Origin of the sequence: Paraburkholderia phytofirmans PsJN, from assembly GCF_000020125.1 — a bacterium.
Lineage (GTDB): Bacteria > Pseudomonadota > Gammaproteobacteria > Burkholderiales > Burkholderiaceae > Paraburkholderia > Paraburkholderia phytofirmans.
This window is the reverse complement of the sequence record NC_010681.1, coordinates 835,633-852,530: the sequence shown is the minus strand read 5'-3', so window position 1 is coordinate 852,530 and position 16,898 is coordinate 835,633. Positions and strand designations below refer to the sequence as shown.

21 protein-coding genes, 1 tRNA gene and 1 riboswitch are annotated in these 16,898 nt (G+C 61.3%); of the genes, 13 read left to right on the top strand and 9 right to left on the bottom strand.

Translation table 11 applies throughout. The features are described from left to right. Positions 1–6 precede the first annotated feature (6 nt). Positions 7–645, bottom strand: coding sequence for a peroxiredoxin (locus BPHYT_RS03775; protein ID WP_012431833.1), 639 nt, complete (start codon positions 643–645; stop codon positions 7–9). A 342-nt stretch (positions 646–987) separates the two neighbouring features. Here BPHYT_RS03775 and BPHYT_RS03770 point away from each other — a divergent pair, with 342 nt between their 5' ends. The 3 genes from BPHYT_RS03770 (at position 988) to BPHYT_RS03760 (ending at position 2,414) form a co-directional block, all read left to right on the top strand. Beyond that, complete coding sequence (locus BPHYT_RS03770; RefSeq protein ID WP_011486909.1) at positions 988–1,290, top strand: DUF883 family protein; 303 nt, start codon at positions 988–990, stop codon at positions 1,288–1,290. A gap of 134 nt (positions 1,291–1,424) precedes the next feature. Continuing rightward, the gene (locus tag BPHYT_RS03765; protein WP_012431832.1) at positions 1,425–1,811 is read left to right on the top strand and encodes a phage holin family protein; all 387 of its coding nucleotides are present in this window, start codon (positions 1,425–1,427) and stop codon (positions 1,809–1,811) included. 123 nt (positions 1,812–1,934) lie between these two features. Further along, positions 1,935–2,414 (top strand): DUF3318 domain-containing protein, encoded by a 480-nt coding sequence (locus BPHYT_RS03760; RefSeq protein ID WP_012431831.1) that lies wholly within the window; start codon positions 1,935–1,937, stop codon positions 2,412–2,414. Between the two features lie 38 nt (positions 2,415–2,452). Here the strand turns inward: BPHYT_RS03760 and BPHYT_RS03755 are convergent, their stop codons facing one another. From BPHYT_RS03755 to glyA, 7 genes are all read right to left on the bottom strand, one after another. Then, positions 2,453–2,881 (bottom strand): type IV pilin protein, encoded by a 429-nt coding sequence (locus BPHYT_RS03755; RefSeq protein ID WP_012431830.1) that lies wholly within the window; start codon positions 2,879–2,881, stop codon positions 2,453–2,455. Between the two features lie 10 nt (positions 2,882–2,891). After that, a complete protein-coding gene (locus BPHYT_RS03750) occupies positions 2,892–3,512 on the bottom strand; it encodes a pilus assembly PilX family protein (RefSeq protein ID WP_012431829.1) in 621 nt (206 codons plus the stop codon). After that, the gene (locus BPHYT_RS03745) at positions 3,509–4,321 is read right to left on the bottom strand and encodes a type IV pillus assembly protein (protein ID WP_012431828.1); all 813 of its coding nucleotides are present in this window, start codon (positions 4,319–4,321) and stop codon (positions 3,509–3,511) included. The genes BPHYT_RS03750 and BPHYT_RS03745 overlap by 4 nt, the downstream gene beginning before the upstream one ends. Then, entirely contained in the window at positions 4,318–4,764 is a 447-nt protein-coding gene (locus BPHYT_RS03740) for a type IV pilus modification PilV family protein (protein ID WP_012431827.1), read from the bottom strand. The genes BPHYT_RS03745 and BPHYT_RS03740 overlap by 4 nt, the downstream gene beginning before the upstream one ends. Next, entirely contained in the window at positions 4,761–5,327 is a 567-nt protein-coding gene (locus BPHYT_RS03735) for a GspH/FimT family pseudopilin (RefSeq protein ID WP_041758251.1), read from the bottom strand. Before BPHYT_RS03735 ends, BPHYT_RS03740 begins: the two co-directional genes overlap by 4 nt. Positions 5,328–5,525: 198 nt before the next feature. Continuing rightward, positions 5,526–6,008: a transcriptional regulator NrdR gene (gene nrdR / locus BPHYT_RS03730; RefSeq protein WP_012431825.1), complete on the bottom strand. Its 483-nt coding sequence runs from the start codon at positions 6,006–6,008 to the stop codon at positions 5,526–5,528. Between the two features lie 6 nt (positions 6,009–6,014). Next, positions 6,015–7,262 (bottom strand): serine hydroxymethyltransferase, encoded by a 1,248-nt coding sequence (glyA, locus tag BPHYT_RS03725; protein ID WP_012431824.1) that lies wholly within the window; start codon positions 7,260–7,262, stop codon positions 6,015–6,017. Between the two features lie 166 nt (positions 7,263–7,428). Then, a riboswitch (ZMP/ZTP riboswitch) is annotated at positions 7,429–7,537 on the bottom strand. A 241-nt stretch (positions 7,538–7,778) separates the two neighbouring features. On the opposite strand from glyA, the gene ydfG reads away from it, so the two are divergent. The 9 genes from ydfG to BPHYT_RS03680 all read left to right on the top strand — a co-directional run bounded on the left by ydfG (position 7,779) and on the right by BPHYT_RS03680 (position 14,402). Continuing rightward, positions 7,779–8,525: a bifunctional NADP-dependent 3-hydroxy acid dehydrogenase/3-hydroxypropionate dehydrogenase YdfG gene (gene ydfG, locus BPHYT_RS03720; protein WP_012431823.1), complete on the top strand. Its 747-nt coding sequence runs from the start codon at positions 7,779–7,781 to the stop codon at positions 8,523–8,525. 70 nt (positions 8,526–8,595) lie between these two features. Further along, on the top strand, positions 8,596–9,075 hold the full coding sequence (gene ybgC, locus BPHYT_RS03715; protein WP_012431822.1) for a tol-pal system-associated acyl-CoA thioesterase: 480 nt from the start codon (positions 8,596–8,598) through the stop codon (positions 9,073–9,075). A gap of 155 nt (positions 9,076–9,230) precedes the next feature. Further along, positions 9,231–9,908 (top strand): protein TolQ, encoded by a 678-nt coding sequence (gene tolQ / locus BPHYT_RS03710; RefSeq protein WP_012431821.1) that lies wholly within the window; start codon positions 9,231–9,233, stop codon positions 9,906–9,908. 10 nt (positions 9,909–9,918) lie between these two features. Beyond that, entirely contained in the window at positions 9,919–10,365 is a 447-nt protein-coding gene (gene tolR, locus BPHYT_RS03705) for a protein TolR (RefSeq protein ID WP_012431820.1), read from the top strand. Continuing rightward, entirely contained in the window at positions 10,362–11,396 is a 1,035-nt protein-coding gene (gene tolA / locus BPHYT_RS03700) for a cell envelope integrity protein TolA (RefSeq protein ID WP_012431819.1), read from the top strand. Before tolR ends, tolA begins: the two co-directional genes overlap by 4 nt. 140 nt (positions 11,397–11,536) lie before the next feature. Continuing rightward, positions 11,537–12,829, top strand: a complete 1,293-nt coding sequence (gene tolB, locus BPHYT_RS03695; RefSeq protein WP_012431818.1) for a Tol-Pal system beta propeller repeat protein TolB — start codon at positions 11,537–11,539, stop codon at positions 12,827–12,829. A 33-nt stretch (positions 12,830–12,862) separates the two neighbouring features. Further along, a complete protein-coding gene (gene pal / locus BPHYT_RS03690; RefSeq protein ID WP_012431817.1) occupies positions 12,863–13,372 on the top strand; it encodes a peptidoglycan-associated lipoprotein Pal in 510 nt (169 codons plus the stop codon). A 19-nt stretch (positions 13,373–13,391) separates the two neighbouring features. Beyond that, entirely contained in the window at positions 13,392–14,141 is a 750-nt protein-coding gene (ybgF, locus tag BPHYT_RS03685) for a tol-pal system protein YbgF (RefSeq protein WP_041758249.1), read from the top strand. A gap of 185 nt (positions 14,142–14,326) precedes the next feature. Beyond that, a tRNA-Lys gene (locus BPHYT_RS03680) sits at positions 14,327–14,402 on the top strand. 116 nt (positions 14,403–14,518) lie between these two features. Here BPHYT_RS03680 and BPHYT_RS37945 read toward each other — a convergent pair. Beyond that, positions 14,519–14,677, bottom strand: a complete 159-nt coding sequence (locus BPHYT_RS37945; protein ID WP_238535671.1) for a hypothetical protein — start codon at positions 14,675–14,677, stop codon at positions 14,519–14,521. Between the two features lie 929 nt (positions 14,678–15,606). Between BPHYT_RS37945 and BPHYT_RS03675 the strand changes: the two genes are divergently transcribed. Continuing rightward, positions 15,607–16,824, top strand: coding sequence for a porin (locus tag BPHYT_RS03675; protein WP_012431815.1), 1,218 nt, complete (start codon positions 15,607–15,609; stop codon positions 16,822–16,824). Positions 16,825–16,898: the final 74 nt, after the last annotated feature.

Genomic DNA, 16,898 nt, shown 5'->3' with positions numbered 1-16,898 from the left:
AACCTTTTACTTTTTCGGCTGCGGCGTCATGCGCAGATACGGACGCAGCGCCTTATAGCCTTTCGGGAATTTCTGTTTGATGACTTCCTCGTCCTTCAGCGACGGGACGATCACCACGTCATCGCCCTGCTTCCAGTTGCCCGGCGTGGCGACCGAGTGGCTATCGGTGAGTTGCAGCGAATCGATCACGCGCAGCACTTCGTCGAAGTTGCGACCGGTGCTGGCCGGATAGGTGATGATCAGGCGCACCTTCTTCTTCGGATCGATCACGAACAGCGAGCGCACCGTGAGCGTCTCGTTGGCGTTCGGGTGAATCATGTCGTACAACTCGGCGACCTTGCGATCGCCGTCCGCGAGAATCGGGAAGCCGACATTGGCGGCTTGAGTCTCGTTAATGTCTTTGATCCACTCTTTGTGCGACTCGGCGCTGTCCACCGACAACGCGATGGTCTTCACATTGCGCTTGTCGAATTCGTCGGCCAGCTTGGCGGTCAAACCGAGTTCGGTCGTGCAGACCGGCGTGAAGTCGGCGGGATGCGAGAACAACACGCCCCAACTATCGCCCAGCCATTCGTGGAATTTGATCGGGCCGACACTCGACTGCTGTTCGAAATCCGGCGCGATATCGCCAAGACGTAGACTCATTGTGCATCTCCTATGGGTTTGGACATTGCCGCACGAGCATTCACACGCGGCGCCCCGCAACGATAAAGCATACGGGGGTGACGGTGTATGACGAACCAACATCGCGTCACTACTTTATGCGTTTTTGTAATTTTCACCGATTTAGTGGAAACTTTGCGGGACAGATCAACTCCATCTTAAGCAAACTTTGTCTGCACGTTGTGCGGTGGTGGCGTTGTTTGTGGCTATGCTTCAAGCGGGAACGGTTCGTGCGGAGTTGTGAACCAACCGAGCCCTGCGCTCGCCAGCGGCCGTTTCTTTGGTTACGATTCACGCGTGGCGTGAGACGAAGGGGAGCTGTCAATGTCGGAAATCAACAAGGAGAGATTGATGTCGGATATCAAAACCGTCCTCGCGGACGCTGAAGATCTGCTGAAACAGGCCGCGAGCGCCACCGGCGAGCGCGCTTCGGAACTGCGTGAAACGGCGCTGACGCGCCTGAAGCAAGCCAGGGAAAAGGCGGCCGACGTTCAGGTCGTGGTGGTCGAAAAAGGCAAGAAGGCAGCCCGCGCCACCGACGACTACGTGCACGAGCATCCGTGGGCGTCCATCGGCATTGCCGCTGGCGCCGGTGTGCTGCTTGGGCTGTTGATCAACCGCAAGTAAAACACTGGCAATGTCGCCGGGCATTTCTCGTCCGGCGCACCAGCGAATCGAGTTGACCGGCGCATGCCTGGCCGGTCCGCTTCTTCTGGCGCGCGCGCGCGCCGGTTAGGCCTTCACGCGCAACGCCCACAGCCATGACGATCGAAACACAATCGCAGCGCGGAGAACATAGTCCGTTGCGCCGCATAATCGGTTCCGTGTTTGCCATTCTGCAAACGCGGCTGGAACTGGTCGGCATCGAACTCGCAGAAGAGAAGGACCGTTTGCTCGCCGTGCTGTTCCTCGGCCTTGCCGCCATGATGCTCGCCACCATGGCCTTGATCGCGCTGACCGCGTTGATCGCCATCGCCTTCTGGGACACTTACCGCTGGCAAGCGCTGGCCGGCATCACCGCGGTCTACGCGATTGCCGGGCTGACCTGCGCGCTGAAAGCGCGCAGCGGTTTGCGCAATGCGCCGATGGTGTTCGAAGCGACCCTCGCCGAGTTTGAAAAAGACCGCGACGTGTTCCGCAAACCGTGAGCCGGGAGACGCAACCGCGTGGCACTCGCGTCCTGCGTCTCTTTGGTTCTGCGTCTCGCTTAACAAGCTTGCGCGATTTGCAGCGCCGTTCCTCTGCTCCACTTTCACTGCCGCCGACACGCCATGAGCCAGAACCATTCCGATACCGCGTTCCGTAACAAGCGCCATCAGGCCAAAGATCTGAGCGCGCCGCATTTGCGCGCACTGCGCAAGGAGCTGCTGCTGGTGCGCGCGGATGTCGAGCGCATGGAACTCGCTCAGGCGACCATCGAGTTGCGACAAGCGGTCACGCACTTCAGTTGGCTCAAATTTATTTTGCCGGGTTTCGGCGGCATGCGCATGGGCAAAGGCTCGAAGGCGAGTTTTGTCAACGCCGGCAGCTTCGGCGCCCTGCTCAAACAATATCCGCTCATCAGTTCGATCGCCTCGATCGTGCTTGCCAAGCCGCTACGCACAACCGTCGTAGCCGGCGCGAAACCCGTGCTCAAATGGGGCAGCCTCGGTCTTGCCGGGTGGGAAGCCTATCGGATCTGGCAGCAGATGAAGAGGGATTCGGCGGCGTCATCGGGTGGCAAGGTTGAGTCGACGGATGGTGGGTACTGAGGGCAACCCTGCATGCCCCTACGCCTCGGTTTGGTTCGCTAGCTCGTATTCCAGCAGTCGCCGCTAGCGGCGGTCGAACCGGTTGCCGCGTTTTTGTTGCCGCGTAATCCTGTCGCATCGAGCGTGAAAATGCCGCATGTGTCGTCGCGCATCGGGCCGGATTCGCTCGGCGTTGCTTCGATCGCATAGCCACCGTTTGCATCGTCCGCGGGCAGTACATGCAGGCGATAGACAGCCGTGCCGAATTGCGGCGCCTGATCGAGGCCCGGCGGCAATGTCGGCGCGCTGTCGTTTGTCCCTCCTTCGATGAATTGCGCCGCGCGATAGAGCGCGGACGCCGCGTCGATTCGATGAGTTCGCGCAACATGGCTGCGATACGAAGGCACGGCAAAGACGGCCAGCGTGGCGGCAATCGCTAGCGTGATCATCAACTCGAGCAGCGTGAATCCGGATGCATGCGACTTCATGTCGCCTCCGTCAAAACGGCCTGGCGGCAACGCGCCGCCAATGACGTTCGATCTTCTCTCCATCGACCACCAGTTCCATTTGCAGCCATACCTGCGACTCGCTGGTATGGCCGAAACCTCGCGACGTCAATAGATAGGCCCGCGCGTCGGCACGAGTGGCGAGACGCCACGCCTCGATCAGACATTGCGGCGCGCGCGCCGATCCGGGCCATTGCGCCACGGGCGTCACGGCCCCTGCTTCGAATGCGGCTGCGAGTTTCCATTGCGCCGGTGTGCCGGACGCGACCGGCAGCGGTGCTGCGGACTGCGTACTTGCAGCCGCGATGACACTGCGGGCGCACAAGGTCAGCGCCGAATCCGCGGCGTGAAAGGCCTGCAAATAATCGCGAACATTGGTGGTGCCACGCGCTGCCGCCAGTGAGGTTTCGAACCAGGCCGCGGATGTGACCAGCATCATTGTTGAAATCAACAGGACGATCGGCAGGACCATGCCGTGTTGCCTGGTGCGTCGTACGTTGCACCTCATTCGATTGAGGCCTGCCAGGTTTGTCAGGTTTGCCGATTGATCGTGAAGTCTCATGCACTTGCCCTCTGTGCGGTACGGCTGCTTTTCCATTCGCGATCTCGTCATAGCGAACCCTCCACATGATTGCGTATCGCCACACGCCGCGAGAACACCTGACGCGTTCGCGAATCCGCACCGAGAGCGTTTACGCCATCGCAATCGACATAGCGCGAACGCTGTTGCCCCAATGGCGCGCCGCGTACAAGCACGCAAAGATCGACGGCGACGATCTTCGCCCATTGATCGGCCGTCACGGCAGAGGCGTCGATCGCGGCCAGCCCACCGGCTAACCAGTACTTGATCCGCAGGCGCTCGATGCCTTCGACCAGCGGTTGCGCGGATCCCGTCCTGCCGTTGCCTTCGCAGTACAGCTCCGGCTCACCGGTCGAACCGCTGACCCTCGCGAAGTACCGGTTGACGACCGCAACGCCCTGGTCGCCGAGCGCGGCGCTGCTGCCTGACACGGCCTGTCCGAGGCAATCGGTTGTTTGCCCGCTGGCCGACGGCCACGTGGAGACGTTGTCGCCAACATAACGGACCGCGACGCCGTCCGAGTGACTGGGCAAGGTCTCGCAGGCAGGGCTATCGTCCGCGCCGGTCGGGCGGCCTCCCGAGCATCCGAACAGCGGCGGCGGACTGTTGTACCGCACGATGTCCGCGGGTACGAAGCCCGCCATTTGCAATTGCTGGCCAATCAGCGTCAGCGCAGTCAGACCGGCTTCGCGAATCCGCATCGCATCGCCCGCGCGTTCGAATGCGATCCGCTGCGTCGTGTAGAGCGAGACGGCACCCGCAGTCACTAGCAGTCCCAGCGCCATCGCAATCACGAATTCGACCAGGGTGTGGCCGCGAGCAGAATTCGAACGCCGCGTCATTTTGCAAACGCTAGCACTACGCATGACGAGCCCGCGGGCAGATCCGCTCCGCCGCAGGGCGCGGGCTTGTCGATGACGTCGTCAGAAGGTGGCAAGTCGCGTAGTGCGGTCCAGGTCACACGCGCCGCGGACACACCGCCTATGTCACCCACCGAGGCTTCGCCATGCGGCAAAAGTGTCGCTGCCCGCGCGCTCCATTGCCTGACCGCCGAGTCGCCCGAAGTGGGAGCGCACATCGCCTCCGCGACGGAATCGGCTATCCAGGCAGCATGTTCGCGCTGGGACATCGCGCGGGCTTCGCGCGCGGTCCATAACTGACCGGCGATCAAGCCCAGCGCGGTGACCGCCATTAAGGCGACAGCCAGCATGACTTCGATCAATGAGCTGCCGCCACATCTGGAATCGCAGCAGCGCAAGTACAGACTCTGCGAATATCTGATCATGACGCTGCTCCGCATGCGCCCTCGACGACCCGCGCGCGGCCGCCCGCAGCAATGTGAATGCAGCGTCGCCACTTGTCCCCTTGCGTCACCCTCGACGGTGTACGCGGCGCGATATCGAAACTGCGAAACGTACCGATCAATTGTCCGGCCGGCGGCGTGAACGTGAGATTCGTCTGCGTGCCGGTGATACGCACGGCCGCAAGCAGAGGTTGCGCGCGCAAGAGCGATAGCGTGCCGCCACGGTCGGCCAGAACGGCCCAGCCGCACGACCAGTCAGCGACGCCATTGCCGCACGGCTGCCCCGCCGCGAGACAATGGCGCGCGGCATCGGTCCGGCACACGGTGACGCGCGCGCCTCGGCGTAACGCTTCACTGCGCGCATAAGCGAGCGTCGAGGCAAGCGCCTTCGCGCGGGCGTCGACCTGGTCTCGCACGTGCCACGCTACGAACGACGGCGTGGCCATTACAGCGACCACGGCCAGCAACGCAATAACGGCCAGCGTTTCGACAAGCGTGAAGCCGCGGTATCGCGGCGGACGGACTGCATTCTGATTCATCTGCATCCCTGATCGATTCGAAGAATGCAGTCAATCTAGCGACTTGCAAATCGACCAACAATCGGCCGAACGGCCAGATGGCACTCAGACGCTATCCCGCGCAAAAATGCACGCGACAATCCATAACGGCAGCGGGAGATACGGATGCGCGAAACAACGCGAAACAGATCGGCGCTTCAAACGCAACGCGCGATGCGACTGCGTTCAGCGTTTGCGGGAAGGCTTGGGAGGAGAAGAGGCGCGGCGAAATTCTTCAATCACGTCTTCGAATTCGGAGACGTCTTCGAAGCGCCGGTAGACGGAAGCAAAACGAACGTAGGCAATGGTATCGAGCGCGCGCAATTCGTTCATCACGAGTTCGCCGAGGCGCTCGCTGCGCACTTCGCGCTCGCCGCTGCCGAGCAACAGATACTCGATGCGGGCAACCGCGGCGTCGATCGCGTCCGCTGCCACTGGGCGTTTGCGCAGCGCCAGTTGCATGCTCGCGACGATCTTGCGGCGGTCGAACTCAGTGCGGCTACCGTCCTTCTTGACGACCGACGGCAACGCCAGCTCGACCCGCTCATACGTCGTGAAACGTTTGTCGCAGGCCGGGCAGCGGCGGCGCCGGCGAATCGTCGCGCCGTCTTCGGATACGCGCGAGTCGACCACTTGCGTATCGGCGTGACGGCAGAAGGGGCAATGCATGGCGGCTTAGCGGTAAACCGGGAAGCGCTGGGTCAGCTCAGCGACCTGGCCGCGCACACGTTCGATCGTGGCGGCGTCTTCCGGGTTGTCCAGCACGTCGGCGATCAGGTTGCCCACCTGCTCGGCTTCCTTGACGCCGAAGCCGCGCGTGGTCATGGCCGGCGAGCCGAGGCGCACGCCGCTCGTCACGAACGGCTTTTCCGGATCGTTCGGGATCGCGTTCTTGTTGACGGTGATGTGCGCGGCGCCCAGCGCGGCTTCCGCAGCCTTGCCGGTGATCTTCTTCGCGCGCAGGTCGACGAGCATCACATGACTTTCGGTACGGCCCGACACGATACGCAAACCGCGCTTGACGAGCGTCTCAGCCAGCACGCGCGCGTTTTCGACGACTTGCTGCTGATAGGCCTTGAATTCCGGCGACAGGGCTTCCTTGAACGCGACGGCCTTGCCGGCGATCACGTGCATGAGCGGACCACCTTGAATGCCCGGGAAGATTGCCGAGTTGATCTGTTTTTCGAACTCGGCCTTCATCAGGATCACGCCGCCGCGCGGGCCACGCAGGCTTTTGTGCGTGGTGGTGGTGACGAAATCGGCGTGCGGCACCGGGTTCGGATAGACGCCCGCGGCGATCAGACCGGCGTAATGCGCCATGTCGACCATGAAGTACGCGCCGACCGACTTCGCGATTTTCGACATGCGTTCGAAGTCGATACGCAGCGAGAACGCGGAGGCGCCCGCCACGATCAGCTTCGGCTTGTGTTCCTGAGCGAGCTTCTCCGCAGCGTCGTAGTCGATGTCTTCGGCTTCGTTCAGACCGTAGCTGACCACGTTGAACCACTTGCCCGACATGTTGACCGGCGAACCGTGCGTGAGGTGGCCACCGTGCGCGAGGCTCATGCCCATGATCGTGTCGCCCGGCTTGAGCATGGCGAAGAACACGCCCTGGTTGGCCTGCGAGCCGGAGTTCGGCTGCACGTTCGCGGCTTCGGCGCCGAACAGTTGCTTGACGCGGTCGATCGCCAGCTGCTCGGCGACGTCGACGTATTCGCAGCCGCCGTAATAGCGCTTGCCCGGATACCCTTCAGCGTACTTGTTCGTGAGTTGCGAGCCTTGCGCAGCCATAACAGCCGGGCTCGTGTAGTTTTCCGACGCGATCAGTTCGATATGCTCTTCCTGACGGCGGTTTTCCTGCTCGATGACCTTCCAGAGTTCAGGATCGACGTTGGCGATGGTGCTTTGGGCTCTGTCAAACATACGGATTCCGTTGAATGTGTTCAGGTTGACCGGATCGTGCGCCGAATCTTGCGTAGAGGGTACGCAGCGCTGCTGGCGGCTGGGCCAGCCCTGACGTGGCGGATGGAGAGTCGCCGCACACGCGAGGCAGGACAGCCACCGTCAGCGCAGATCGATGCGCGCGGATCACGGCTGCCCAGGCGAACGGCAAAACGGCACCCTGCGCTTCACGGTGGGTTGCTCCACCTTGAATCCGGTTGTTTGAACCGGTTCTATCGCCAGTCACGCAGGGATGAGCGCGTTAGTTTATTGGAAGCGGATCGAATAGGCAACCGGCTTCCGGCCGCCCCCGCGGGTGCCCGCCTGGCGGCCCGCAGAGCGTTCTTATGCGGCGCACAACCGTCTGAGGAAAATCCCACGGAAACTCGCGTCGCCTCCCTGCCACGGCCTCTCGTGCGGTTGGTTCATCCTTGCCGCAGCGCCGCAATGGAAGTAGGCTTGGGGCCTTTCTCTCTTACCAGCCTGGGAACCACTGCAATGATCGTGTTCGTCACCGGAGCGTCCGCCGGATTCGGCGCCGCCATCGCTCGCGCCTTCGTCAAAGGCGGCCATCGCGTCGTCGCCACCGCTCGCCGCAAGGACCGCCTGCAAGAGCTCGCCGACGAACTCGGCGACGCGCTTCTGCCGTACGAGCTCGACGTGCGCGACCGCGCCGCCGTCGAAGCCGTGCCGGCCTCGCTGCCGGCCGACTTCGCCGCCATCGACGTGCTGGTCAACAATGCCGGCCTCGCGCTCGGCATCGAACCGGCGCAGAAAGCGAGTCTCGACGAATGGAACACCATGATCGAGACCAACTGCACGGGGCTCGTTCAGGTAACGCACGCGCTCCTGCCCGGCATGGTGGAACGCAATCGCGGCCACATTTTCAATCTCGGCTCGGCCGCCGGCAGCTGGCCTTACGCGGGCGGCAACGTCTACGGGGCCACCAAAGCGTTCGTGCATCAGTTCAGCCTGAATCTGCGCGCCGATGTGGCCGGCACCGCGCTGCGGGTGACGAACGTCGAGCCCGGCCTGTGCGGCGGCACCGAGTTTTCGAACGTGCGATTTCGCGGCGACGACGTGAAGGCCGGCAAAATGTACGAAAACGTGCAGCCGCTGACGCCCGACGACATCGCCGACTCGATCTACTGGATCGCCACGCGCCCCGCGCACGTCAACATCAACACGATCGAACTGATGCCGGTGGCTCAATCGTTCTCCGCCTTGTCCGTGCATCGCGGCTGAAATCCCGGCTGAAGTCCGCCGGACGGGGCGCACATCTTGAAACAGACCTGGGGGTGTGCGTTCCGGTAAAATGCGCCGCATGAATATGTCGACCAGCCAGCCCGGCGCGGAAATCGGCTACACGTGGCCAATCCGCGTGTACTACGAAGATACCGACGCCGGCGGCATCGTGTTTTACGCGAACTACCTGAAGTTTTTCGAACGTGCGCGCACCGAATGGCTGCGCGCGTGCGGCGTCGACCAGAATCGGCTGGCGGACGAAGCAGGCGCGATTTTCATCGTCCGCAGCACCGCGGTCGATTATCGGGCGCCGGCCCGGCTCGACGATGTAGTGAACGTGGTCAGCCGGATCGAACGGCTCGGTAGAGCCTCGGTCGATTTCGCACAAGAGGCGTGGCGGGACGGCACGCTGCTTGCTACCGGTTCCATCCGGGTCGGCTGCGTGGACCGCATTGCGCTGCGGCCGGCCGCGATTCCTCCGCCGGTTCTCGACGCCTTGCGGCGCGGCCCGAACGTGAACGAGCCCCGCGTGTCAACGGACAACGAATGAACGCCGTTGTTACGGGGTCAGTGAACTCGTAACGATCAAGCAACACAAAGCATGGTTCGGCTTGCAATATCGCCGATGCTTCCGTTTTGCTCACGGCAAGCTTCGAGCGGCCTTGCAGCCGGACGCCCCCTTTCGGGACGTTAAAACGAACCTTTATGAACACTACACAAGATCTGTCGATCGTTTCACTCGTACTCAACGCAAGCCTGCTGGCGCAGGCTGTCATGGCCCTGCTGCTGCTGTTGTCGCTGCTGTCGTGGACTTTCATTTTCCGCAAGTGGTTTGCGATCCGCCGGGCGCGCGCGCAAACTGAGCGTTTCGAACGCGATTTCTGGTCGGGTGGCGACCTGCAGGCGCTGTATCAGAGCGCCGCGAACAACCGTCACACGATCGGCGCACTGGAACGGATTTTCGAGTCCGGCATGCGCGAATTCCTGAAAGGCAAGGAAAAGCGTCTGAACGATTCGGGCGCGATTCTCGACGGCGCACGGCGCGCCATGCGTGCCGCGTTCCAGCGTGAAATGGACGTGCTCGAAGCCAACCTGGCGTTTCTCGCGTCTGTCGGCTCCGTCAGTCCATATATCGGTCTGTTCGGCACGGTGTGGGGGATCATGAATGCGTTCCGCGGCCTCGCCAACGTGCAGCAGGCCACGCTGGCCAACGTCGCGCCGGGTATTGCCGAAGCGCTGACCGCCACCGCCATCGGTCTGTTCGCCGCGATTCCGGCCGTGGTTGCCTACAACCGCTACGCGCACGACATCGACCGCCTGGCCATCCGCTTCGAGACTTTCATCGAAGAATTCTCGAACATCCTGCAGCGTCAGGCACAGTAAGGAGTCCACGATGGCAGGCTCTCGCTCCTCCAGCATGCGCGGCAGCCGCTCGCGCCGCGCGATGGCCGACATCAACGTCGTGCCTTACATCGACGTGATGCTCGTGCTGCTCGTGATCTTCATGGTGACTGCGCCGCTCGTGGCCCCGTCGATCGTCAATCTGCCGACCGTCGGCGGCGCCGCGCCGCAACAGCAAACGCCGCCCGTGATCGTGAACATTCGCGCAGACGGTAACATGAGCGTCAAGTACAAGGACGACTCGGGCGCACAACAGCAGGAGAACATGACGAAAGCCGATCTGAACGGCTTCATCGCCGATCGCGCGCAATCGCATCCTGATCAGCCGGTCGTGATCGCCGCCGACAAGACCGTCAAGTACGAAGTCGTCATGAACGTGATGTCCGAGTTGAAAGCTCGCGGCGTCAAGCGCGTTGGATTGCTCGTCAAATCGCAATGATCCGCAAGAATTCCGAATACCCGCTCCAGCCACCGCGTGAACGCGGCACCGGGCGAGCCTTTGCGTTCGCGCTGGTGATGCACGCGCTGCTCGGGTTCTTCCTGTACCACGGCATTCAGTGGCAAAACAGCACCCCGGAAGGCGCGGAAGCGGAGTTGTGGACCGAGGTGCCGGATACGGCGATCCCGCGTCCCGTTCCGCCGCCGCCCGCTCCGGTTGTGGCCCCTCCTCCGCCGGTGCGCGACGACCAGGCAGACATCGCGCTGCAGGAAAAGAAGCGTCAACAGCAGCAAGCGGCTCGCGAGGCGCAATTGGCTGAACAGCAACGTCAGCAGAAGCTGCAGGCGCAACAGGAAGCCGAGGCGAAGCGTCAGCAGCAACTGGCTGCCGAGCAGGCGGCACAACTCGCCGCGCAGAAAGCTGCGGCGGCCAAGCTGAAACAGCAGCAACAGCAACAACAGGCCGACAAGCTGAAACAACAGCAATTGGCCGAGCAGCAGAAGCAGCAGCAACTGAAGGAACAGCAGCAGGAACAGAAGCTGGAACAGCAGAAGCAAGCCGAGGCTGAAGCGCAGAAGAAGGCCGACGCGCAGAAGGCAGCGAAGGCCAAGGCTCAGGCCGAAGCCGCGGCGCAAGCAAAGAAGGCGGATGCCGAGCATCGCGCGCGCGTCGCTCAGATGATGCAGGGTTCGGCCGGGGGCACCAGTTCGAACAGCGACGGGCTTGGCAAGAGCGGCACGGGCAGCGGTTCGGGTGGCACGGCGGCATCGCCGGGCTACGCGGACAAGGTGCGTCGCGCCGTGCGCCCGAATATTTCGTGGGGCGGCGAAACGAGTGGCCTGGAGACAGTGGTCTCCGTACGCTGCTCACCGACGGGTACCTTGCTGGGCGCCACGATTTCGCGCAGCAGCGGCAACGCTGCGTGGGACGATGCCGCACTGCGCGCCGTCCAGCGTACCGATCCGATGCCTCTGGACATCAATGGCAAGACACCGACCAGCTTCCTGATTACGTTGCGCCCGGCCGGTTGATTCACTGTAGTTTGACAATCAGTTGACAGCAGACTCTGCTCCCTGCCCACCGGGGCGCGCTCGGGAACGAATTAGTTCTTTTCGGGTCTGTCTGCTGTCTTGAAGTGTTAGTAAAACCGTTTTTGGGGAATCCATACAGCATGAGTTTGATGACCAAGCTAGGCCTGCGGACACTTGTAGCGTCGTGCCTGATCGCCGTCGGCGGCGCCGCCCACGCACAACTCAACGTCCTCGTGACAGGCGTCGGGTCCACCCAGTTTCCGATCGCAACGGCGAATTTCGCCAACGAAGCGAACTCGCCGCAGCAAGTCAGCACGATCGTGCGTCAGGATCTGCAACGCAGCGGCAAATTCACGAATATCGACGCGGGCTCCACGCCGGTTGCCGAAACGGATTCCGTCGACCTCGGCAGCTGGAAGGCCAAGGGCGCCAACGCGTTCGTGTCGGGTAGCGTGAACCGCTTGCCGAACGGCCAGTACGAAGTGCGCTTCAAGCTGTACGACACCGTCAAGGGCGAAAGCCTCGGCGGCCTCGTGCTGGTGAGCCCGGAAAGCGGCCTGCGCATGAGCGCGCACAAGGTCGCGGACTACATCTACGCGAAGCTGATGGGCGGCCGCGGCGTGTTCGCCACGCGCCTGTCGTACGTCATCAAGACGGGCGGCCGTTATCAACTGCAGATCTCCGATTCGGACGGCCAGGACGCGCACATCGCGCTGTCGAGCCCCGAGCCGATCATCTCGCCGGCATGGTCGCCTGACGGCACCAAGGTCGCTTACGTTTCGTTCGAAAAGAAGAAGCCGATCGTCTACATCCACGACCTGCCTACGGGCCGCCGCGTGGTCGTTTCGGACCAGAAGGGCAACAATAGTGCGCCGGCGTGGTCGCCGGACGGACGCACGCTGGCCGTCGCGCTCTCGCGCACCGGCAACACGCAGATTTTCGCCGTCAATGCGGACGGCAGCGGCCTGCGCCGTCTCACGCAAGGCAGCTCGATCGACACCGAACCGTGCTTCTCGCCCGACGGCCAGTCGATCTATTTCACCAGCGACCGTGGCGGCCAGCCGCAAATCTACAAGATGTCGGCGCAAGGTGAAAACGCCGGCGCCGCGCAACGCGTCACGTTCACGGGCAGCTACAACACCAGCCCGCGCGTGAGCCCGGACGGCAAACAGCTCGCTTATATCTCGCGCGTCGGCGGCGGGTTCAAGCTCTACATCCAGGACCTGCAAGGCAACACCGCCACAGGCCTGACGGACACGACACATGACGAATCGCCGAGTTTCGCGGCGAACGGTCAGTACATTCTTTACGCCACACAGGTGAACGGCCGTGGCGTGTTGGCCGCAGTATCGACCGACGGTCGCACTCGGCAGGTCCTGTCCGTTCAGGGTGGCAGCGTACGCGAGCCATCCTGGGGCCCGTTTATGCAATAACGTTGATGCAATAACACAAGGAGAGTTATCAAAATGATGTCCAAACTTCGCTTCGCTTTTGCCGTATTGATGGTCGGTGCACTGGCCGCGTGCCACTCGGGCGTCAAGCTCGACGAAAACGCTAACAAGGGTGGTACGGTTTCGGCACAGCCGAATCCGAACGATGTCGCGACGGTCAACGTCGACCCGCTGAACGATCCGAACAGCCCGCTGGCCAAGCGCAGCATTTACTTCGACTTCGACAGCTACTCGGTCAAGGACGACTACCAATCGCTGCTGCAACAACACGCGCAATACCTGAAGAGCCACCCGCAACGCCACGTCCTGATCCAGGGCAACACCGACGAACGCGGCACCAGCGAGTACAACCTGGCACTCGGCCAGAAGCGTGCTGAAGCTGTGCGCCGTTCGCTGTCGCTGATGGGCGTGACGGACTCGCAAATGGAAGCCGTGAGCCTCGGCAAGGAAAAGCCGCAAGCTACGGGTCATGACGAATCGTCGTGGGCACAAAACCGCCGCGCCGACCTCGTGTACCAACAGTAAGTAACGGGTGATGAGCCGAATGACGCATCGTTTCTCCTGGCTGCGGTTTGCCGCAGCGGCCTGCGTCGCGGGCACGGCCTTCGCGGCCGTGCCCGCGCATGCGGGCATCTTCGACGACGACCAGGCCCGTCAGGCTATTCTCGACCTGCGTTCGAAGACAGATAGCCTGTCGAGTCAGTTGTCGGCCGCGCAGCGCACCATCCTCGATCAGTCCAACCGTCTCGACCAGCTGAATCAGCAGGTCGCCACGCTGCGTGGACAGAACGAGGACATGGCCAACCAGCTCGCCACGGTGCAAAAGCAGCAAAAGGACTACTACACCGATCTGGACACGCGCCTGAAGAAATTCGAGCCGCAGCAGCAGACGGTGGACGGCGTCCAGGGCGAGGTGCAGCCGGGTGAGACCGATTCGTTCAACGCGGCTTCACAGCAATTCCGCAACGGCGACTTCAAGAATGCGGCGGCGTCGTTCCGCACCTTCATCGCCAAGTTCCCGAACAGCCCTTACCAGCCGACCGCGCAGTACTGGCTCGGCAACGCGCTGTATGCACTGCGCGACTACAAGGGTTCGACGGCGACCTGGCAGGGCGTGGTGCAGAAATATCCGCAGCATCCGCGGGCGCCGGAAGCGCTGCTGGCAATTGCCAACAATCAGCTCGAGCAAGGTCAGAAGGCTGCGGCTAAGAAGACGCTGGAGCAGATCGTCGCGCAATACGGCGGCTCGGACGTCGCACAGTCGGCGCAGAGCAAGCTTTCGCAGATCAAGTAGTTGTGGTATTGCTCAAGTAGTTGGCAGTAACGCGCAGTGACCGACGTCATAGCCACGCGCGCCTCTCGCTGAAAAGCCCGGGCAGTGATGCCCGGGCTCTTCACTATCTGAAGCGCCGATCGCTCGGATGGCCGCGATGGGTTGACAGCGCGCCGAGGCTATCGCTATAATTTCGCTTCTCTTTTGGGTCGTTAGCTCAGCTGGTAGAGCAGCGGACTTTTAATCCGTTGGTCACAGGTTCGAATCCCGTACGGCCTACCAAAGATACGAAGGGCTCAGCGCAAGCTGAGCCCTTTTTCTTTGCTCCGCAAAAATGCGATCTGCGCCTTTGGCACATCGCCCGCAAATTGTTCTGGGTCACGCGCTCCGCGTCGAAATCAAGGCTGGAAGCGCTGCCGATACCTCAGCTCCTCCTGAACATCCATGTTCAGATATTTACCAATCGTGTTGCGCGACAGGCTCGCGAAACGCGCTATCTCGCGTGCCGACCTATTCTGGCGATCGAACATCCGCCGCACGTTGCCGATCATCGTCATCGGGATCGTCCCCAAACACCCTGCCAGAAAAACTGGCGGGATAGGCTGACTGCCCGGCTCGATTTTCAGTCGGCGCGATCGAGAGTGAATCTTTGGTCCGCGTAAACACTATGTATAGCAAAGTCGAATACTCGACCGAAGAAATAGAATTTCCTCGGGTAGATTCGCGGCGATATGCTTCGATCTGTGCTTGCGCTAAGCGGTGGTTCGATAGCGAAGGTTCGGCGAGCCGGTCATATGCACGGTGGCATACGACGCCCGTGCGGCATGGACGGCAACGGTTTGCATAGCAGGCAGAAGAGACACATTCAGTAGAGGAGCCCGCGAGAGACGTTCCCAAAAGGAATATTCCTCGCCGCGTCGGGCGGCAGTCATGCATGAGATCGCACGTGGAGCAGCTATTGATCCACTTCAAGCTGACTGGAATGGGCAGGGATCATCGATAAACGCCGAAAGTAGTTATCTACGCAAACATGCGAGAGCGCAGATAGCCTATTTTTGAAATGTTTAGAAGTTTCTAAAACGTTCATAAACGGTAACGTAAAAGAGAGACTGCTAGAAATACGTCGACTTTTATGTCGCTCAAAAATAATGGCAGTAGCGTCAAATTGTCGATTCCGATTTTTCAATATTATTCGGACTACCAATCACCATAGCAACGTGGCTAGCCAATATTGCGGAACATTCGCTCGCCGGCCGAGCGCAGACGTCTAAAGCGCAGTAGCGGCCACAGCCGACTTTCATCTCTAAACCCAGTGCCAACACCTCAGATCTAATTCACTTATGAAGGCAATCAAAAACGAAAATATCCACACATAAAACTTTGTACTGCCAATTTAAATCAACTCTCTGGCAGTCAGGAAAACAGATCCGATCACCACACAAAAAGATCCTTCGAGCCAAACCCAACACCACCAAGGAAGCGAACGATGAAGCGAATAAAACACGTGAAAATTACCCTGACCAGCACCGCAGTGCTGGCAGCCGCTCCTGCTTTCGCGCAAAGCAGCGTTACGTTGTACGGAATCGTTGATGCAGGTATCGGATACTTGAGCAGTTCGACGCCAAAAGGCGCGACCGGCGGAAAATCGTCAATTACTATGAACAGCGGCATGTGGTCGGGCAGCCGGTTCGGGCTGAAAGGCAGCGAAGATCTGGGCGATGGCACGAGGGCCATCTTCGTACTGGAAGAAGGCTTCAGCAGCGCAACCGGCGCCCAGTCTGTGTCCGGGTTGGCGTTCAATCGCCAGGCATTTGTGGGCGTGGAAAATAAAAGCTACGGCACGTTCACAGGGGGGCGCCAGTACACGTCTTATTATCAGCTTCTGTCACCCTACAGTCCGACCAAATGGCTGACCGGCGCATACGGTGCCCACCCCGGTGATATCGACTCGCTCGATACGAGCTATCGTGTCAGCAACGAACTCAAGTATACGTCGCCGGTCTTCAATGGCCTGACGCTGGGCGGCTCCTACGCGCTGAGTGGTACTCCGGGATCGCTGTACAGCGGCTCGACATGGAGCGTGGCGGCCCAGTACACCAATGGACCAATCGGCATTGCTACAGGCTTCATGCGGGTCAATAACGCGACAACGAACGGTGGTCCCTGGGGCTCCAACTCGACCCTGTCGAATAACGGCTCCCAACCCGCCGTCTCGGCAATCAATACCGGCTACCAGACGGCGAGAGCACAGCAGCGCTTTGCGGTGACGGCGGGATATAACATCAACCCGCAATGGGACATTACTGCCTCGTACTCCAACGTGCAGTATGTTCCCGGCACAGGTTCCGCATTCCGCGACACGGCGATCTTCAATACAGGTGGCGCGGTGGTGCACTGGAGGCCACTTACGGCACTGGACCTGGCCGCAGGCTATAGCTACACGCGTGCGACGAAGGCGAACCGCATCTCCAGTCCTGCAAGCTATTCGCAGTTCAATCTCGTGCAGTACTACAGCCTGTCCAAGCGGACAGGCCTGTATGCCGCGGAGGCCTATCAGCGCGCCGGGGGCCAGACGCTCCTGGCGAGCGCCACGAGCACCAGCATCGTCAACGCCACCGCGTCGATCGGTGATGGCCAAAACAGCACGCCGTCGTCCTCGCGCAGCCAGGTTGGTATCGGCGTCGGCATGATCACCCGCTTCTAGTCGCCGTTGCCGGAACAGGCCGCGACCCGACCACGTCGCGGCCATGTCGTCCTCCCGGTTTCGCGGGATGGGAC

What these genes read in the sequence shown, in the direction of transcription:
- BPHYT_RS03750 (WP_012431829.1), bottom strand. Translation starts at nt 3,512, where the DNA reads ATGACGAGATCGCGAATGGAAAAGCAGCCGTACCGCACAGAGGGCAAG.
- BPHYT_RS03740 (WP_012431827.1), bottom strand. Translation starts at nt 4,764, where the DNA reads ATGATCAGATATTCGCAGAGTCTGTACTTGCGCTGCTGCGATTCCAGA.
- BPHYT_RS03675 (WP_012431815.1), top strand. Translation starts at nt 15,607, where the DNA reads ATGAAGCGAATAAAACACGTGAAAATTACCCTGACCAGCACCGCAGTG.
- tolR (WP_012431820.1), top strand. Translation starts at nt 9,919, where the DNA reads ATGGCAGGCTCTCGCTCCTCCAGCATGCGCGGCAGCCGCTCGCGCCGC.
- tolB (WP_012431818.1), top strand. Translation starts at nt 11,537, where the DNA reads ATGAGTTTGATGACCAAGCTAGGCCTGCGGACACTTGTAGCGTCGTGC.
- BPHYT_RS03760 (WP_012431831.1), top strand. Translation starts at nt 1,935, where the DNA reads ATGAGCCAGAACCATTCCGATACCGCGTTCCGTAACAAGCGCCATCAG.
- ydfG (WP_012431823.1), top strand. Translation starts at nt 7,779, where the DNA reads ATGATCGTGTTCGTCACCGGAGCGTCCGCCGGATTCGGCGCCGCCATC.
- BPHYT_RS03755 (WP_012431830.1), bottom strand. Translation starts at nt 2,881, where the DNA reads ATGAAGTCGCATGCATCCGGATTCACGCTGCTCGAGTTGATGATCACG.
- ybgF (WP_041758249.1), top strand. Translation starts at nt 13,392, where the DNA reads ATGACGCATCGTTTCTCCTGGCTGCGGTTTGCCGCAGCGGCCTGCGTC.
- glyA (WP_012431824.1), bottom strand. Translation starts at nt 7,262, where the DNA reads ATGTTTGACAGAGCCCAAAGCACCATCGCCAACGTCGATCCTGAACTC.
- BPHYT_RS03745 (WP_012431828.1), bottom strand. Translation starts at nt 4,321, where the DNA reads ATGACGCGGCGTTCGAATTCTGCTCGCGGCCACACCCTGGTCGAATTC.
- BPHYT_RS03770 (WP_011486909.1), top strand. Translation starts at nt 988, where the DNA reads ATGTCGGAAATCAACAAGGAGAGATTGATGTCGGATATCAAAACCGTC.
- tolA (WP_012431819.1), top strand. Translation starts at nt 10,362, where the DNA reads ATGATCCGCAAGAATTCCGAATACCCGCTCCAGCCACCGCGTGAACGC.
- BPHYT_RS03775 (WP_012431833.1), bottom strand. Translation starts at nt 645, where the DNA reads ATGAGTCTACGTCTTGGCGATATCGCGCCGGATTTCGAACAGCAGTCG.
- pal (WP_012431817.1), top strand. Translation starts at nt 12,863, where the DNA reads ATGATGTCCAAACTTCGCTTCGCTTTTGCCGTATTGATGGTCGGTGCA.
- ybgC (WP_012431822.1), top strand. Translation starts at nt 8,596, where the DNA reads ATGCGCCGCATGAATATGTCGACCAGCCAGCCCGGCGCGGAAATCGGC.
- BPHYT_RS03765 (WP_012431832.1), top strand. Translation starts at nt 1,425, where the DNA reads ATGACGATCGAAACACAATCGCAGCGCGGAGAACATAGTCCGTTGCGC.
- BPHYT_RS37945 (WP_238535671.1), bottom strand. Translation starts at nt 14,677, where the DNA reads ATGACGATGATCGGCAACGTGCGGCGGATGTTCGATCGCCAGAATAGG.
- tolQ (WP_012431821.1), top strand. Translation starts at nt 9,231, where the DNA reads ATGAACACTACACAAGATCTGTCGATCGTTTCACTCGTACTCAACGCA.
- BPHYT_RS03735 (WP_041758251.1), bottom strand. Translation starts at nt 5,327, where the DNA reads ATGCAGATGAATCAGAATGCAGTCCGTCCGCCGCGATACCGCGGCTTC.
- nrdR (WP_012431825.1), bottom strand. Translation starts at nt 6,008, where the DNA reads ATGCATTGCCCCTTCTGCCGTCACGCCGATACGCAAGTGGTCGACTCG.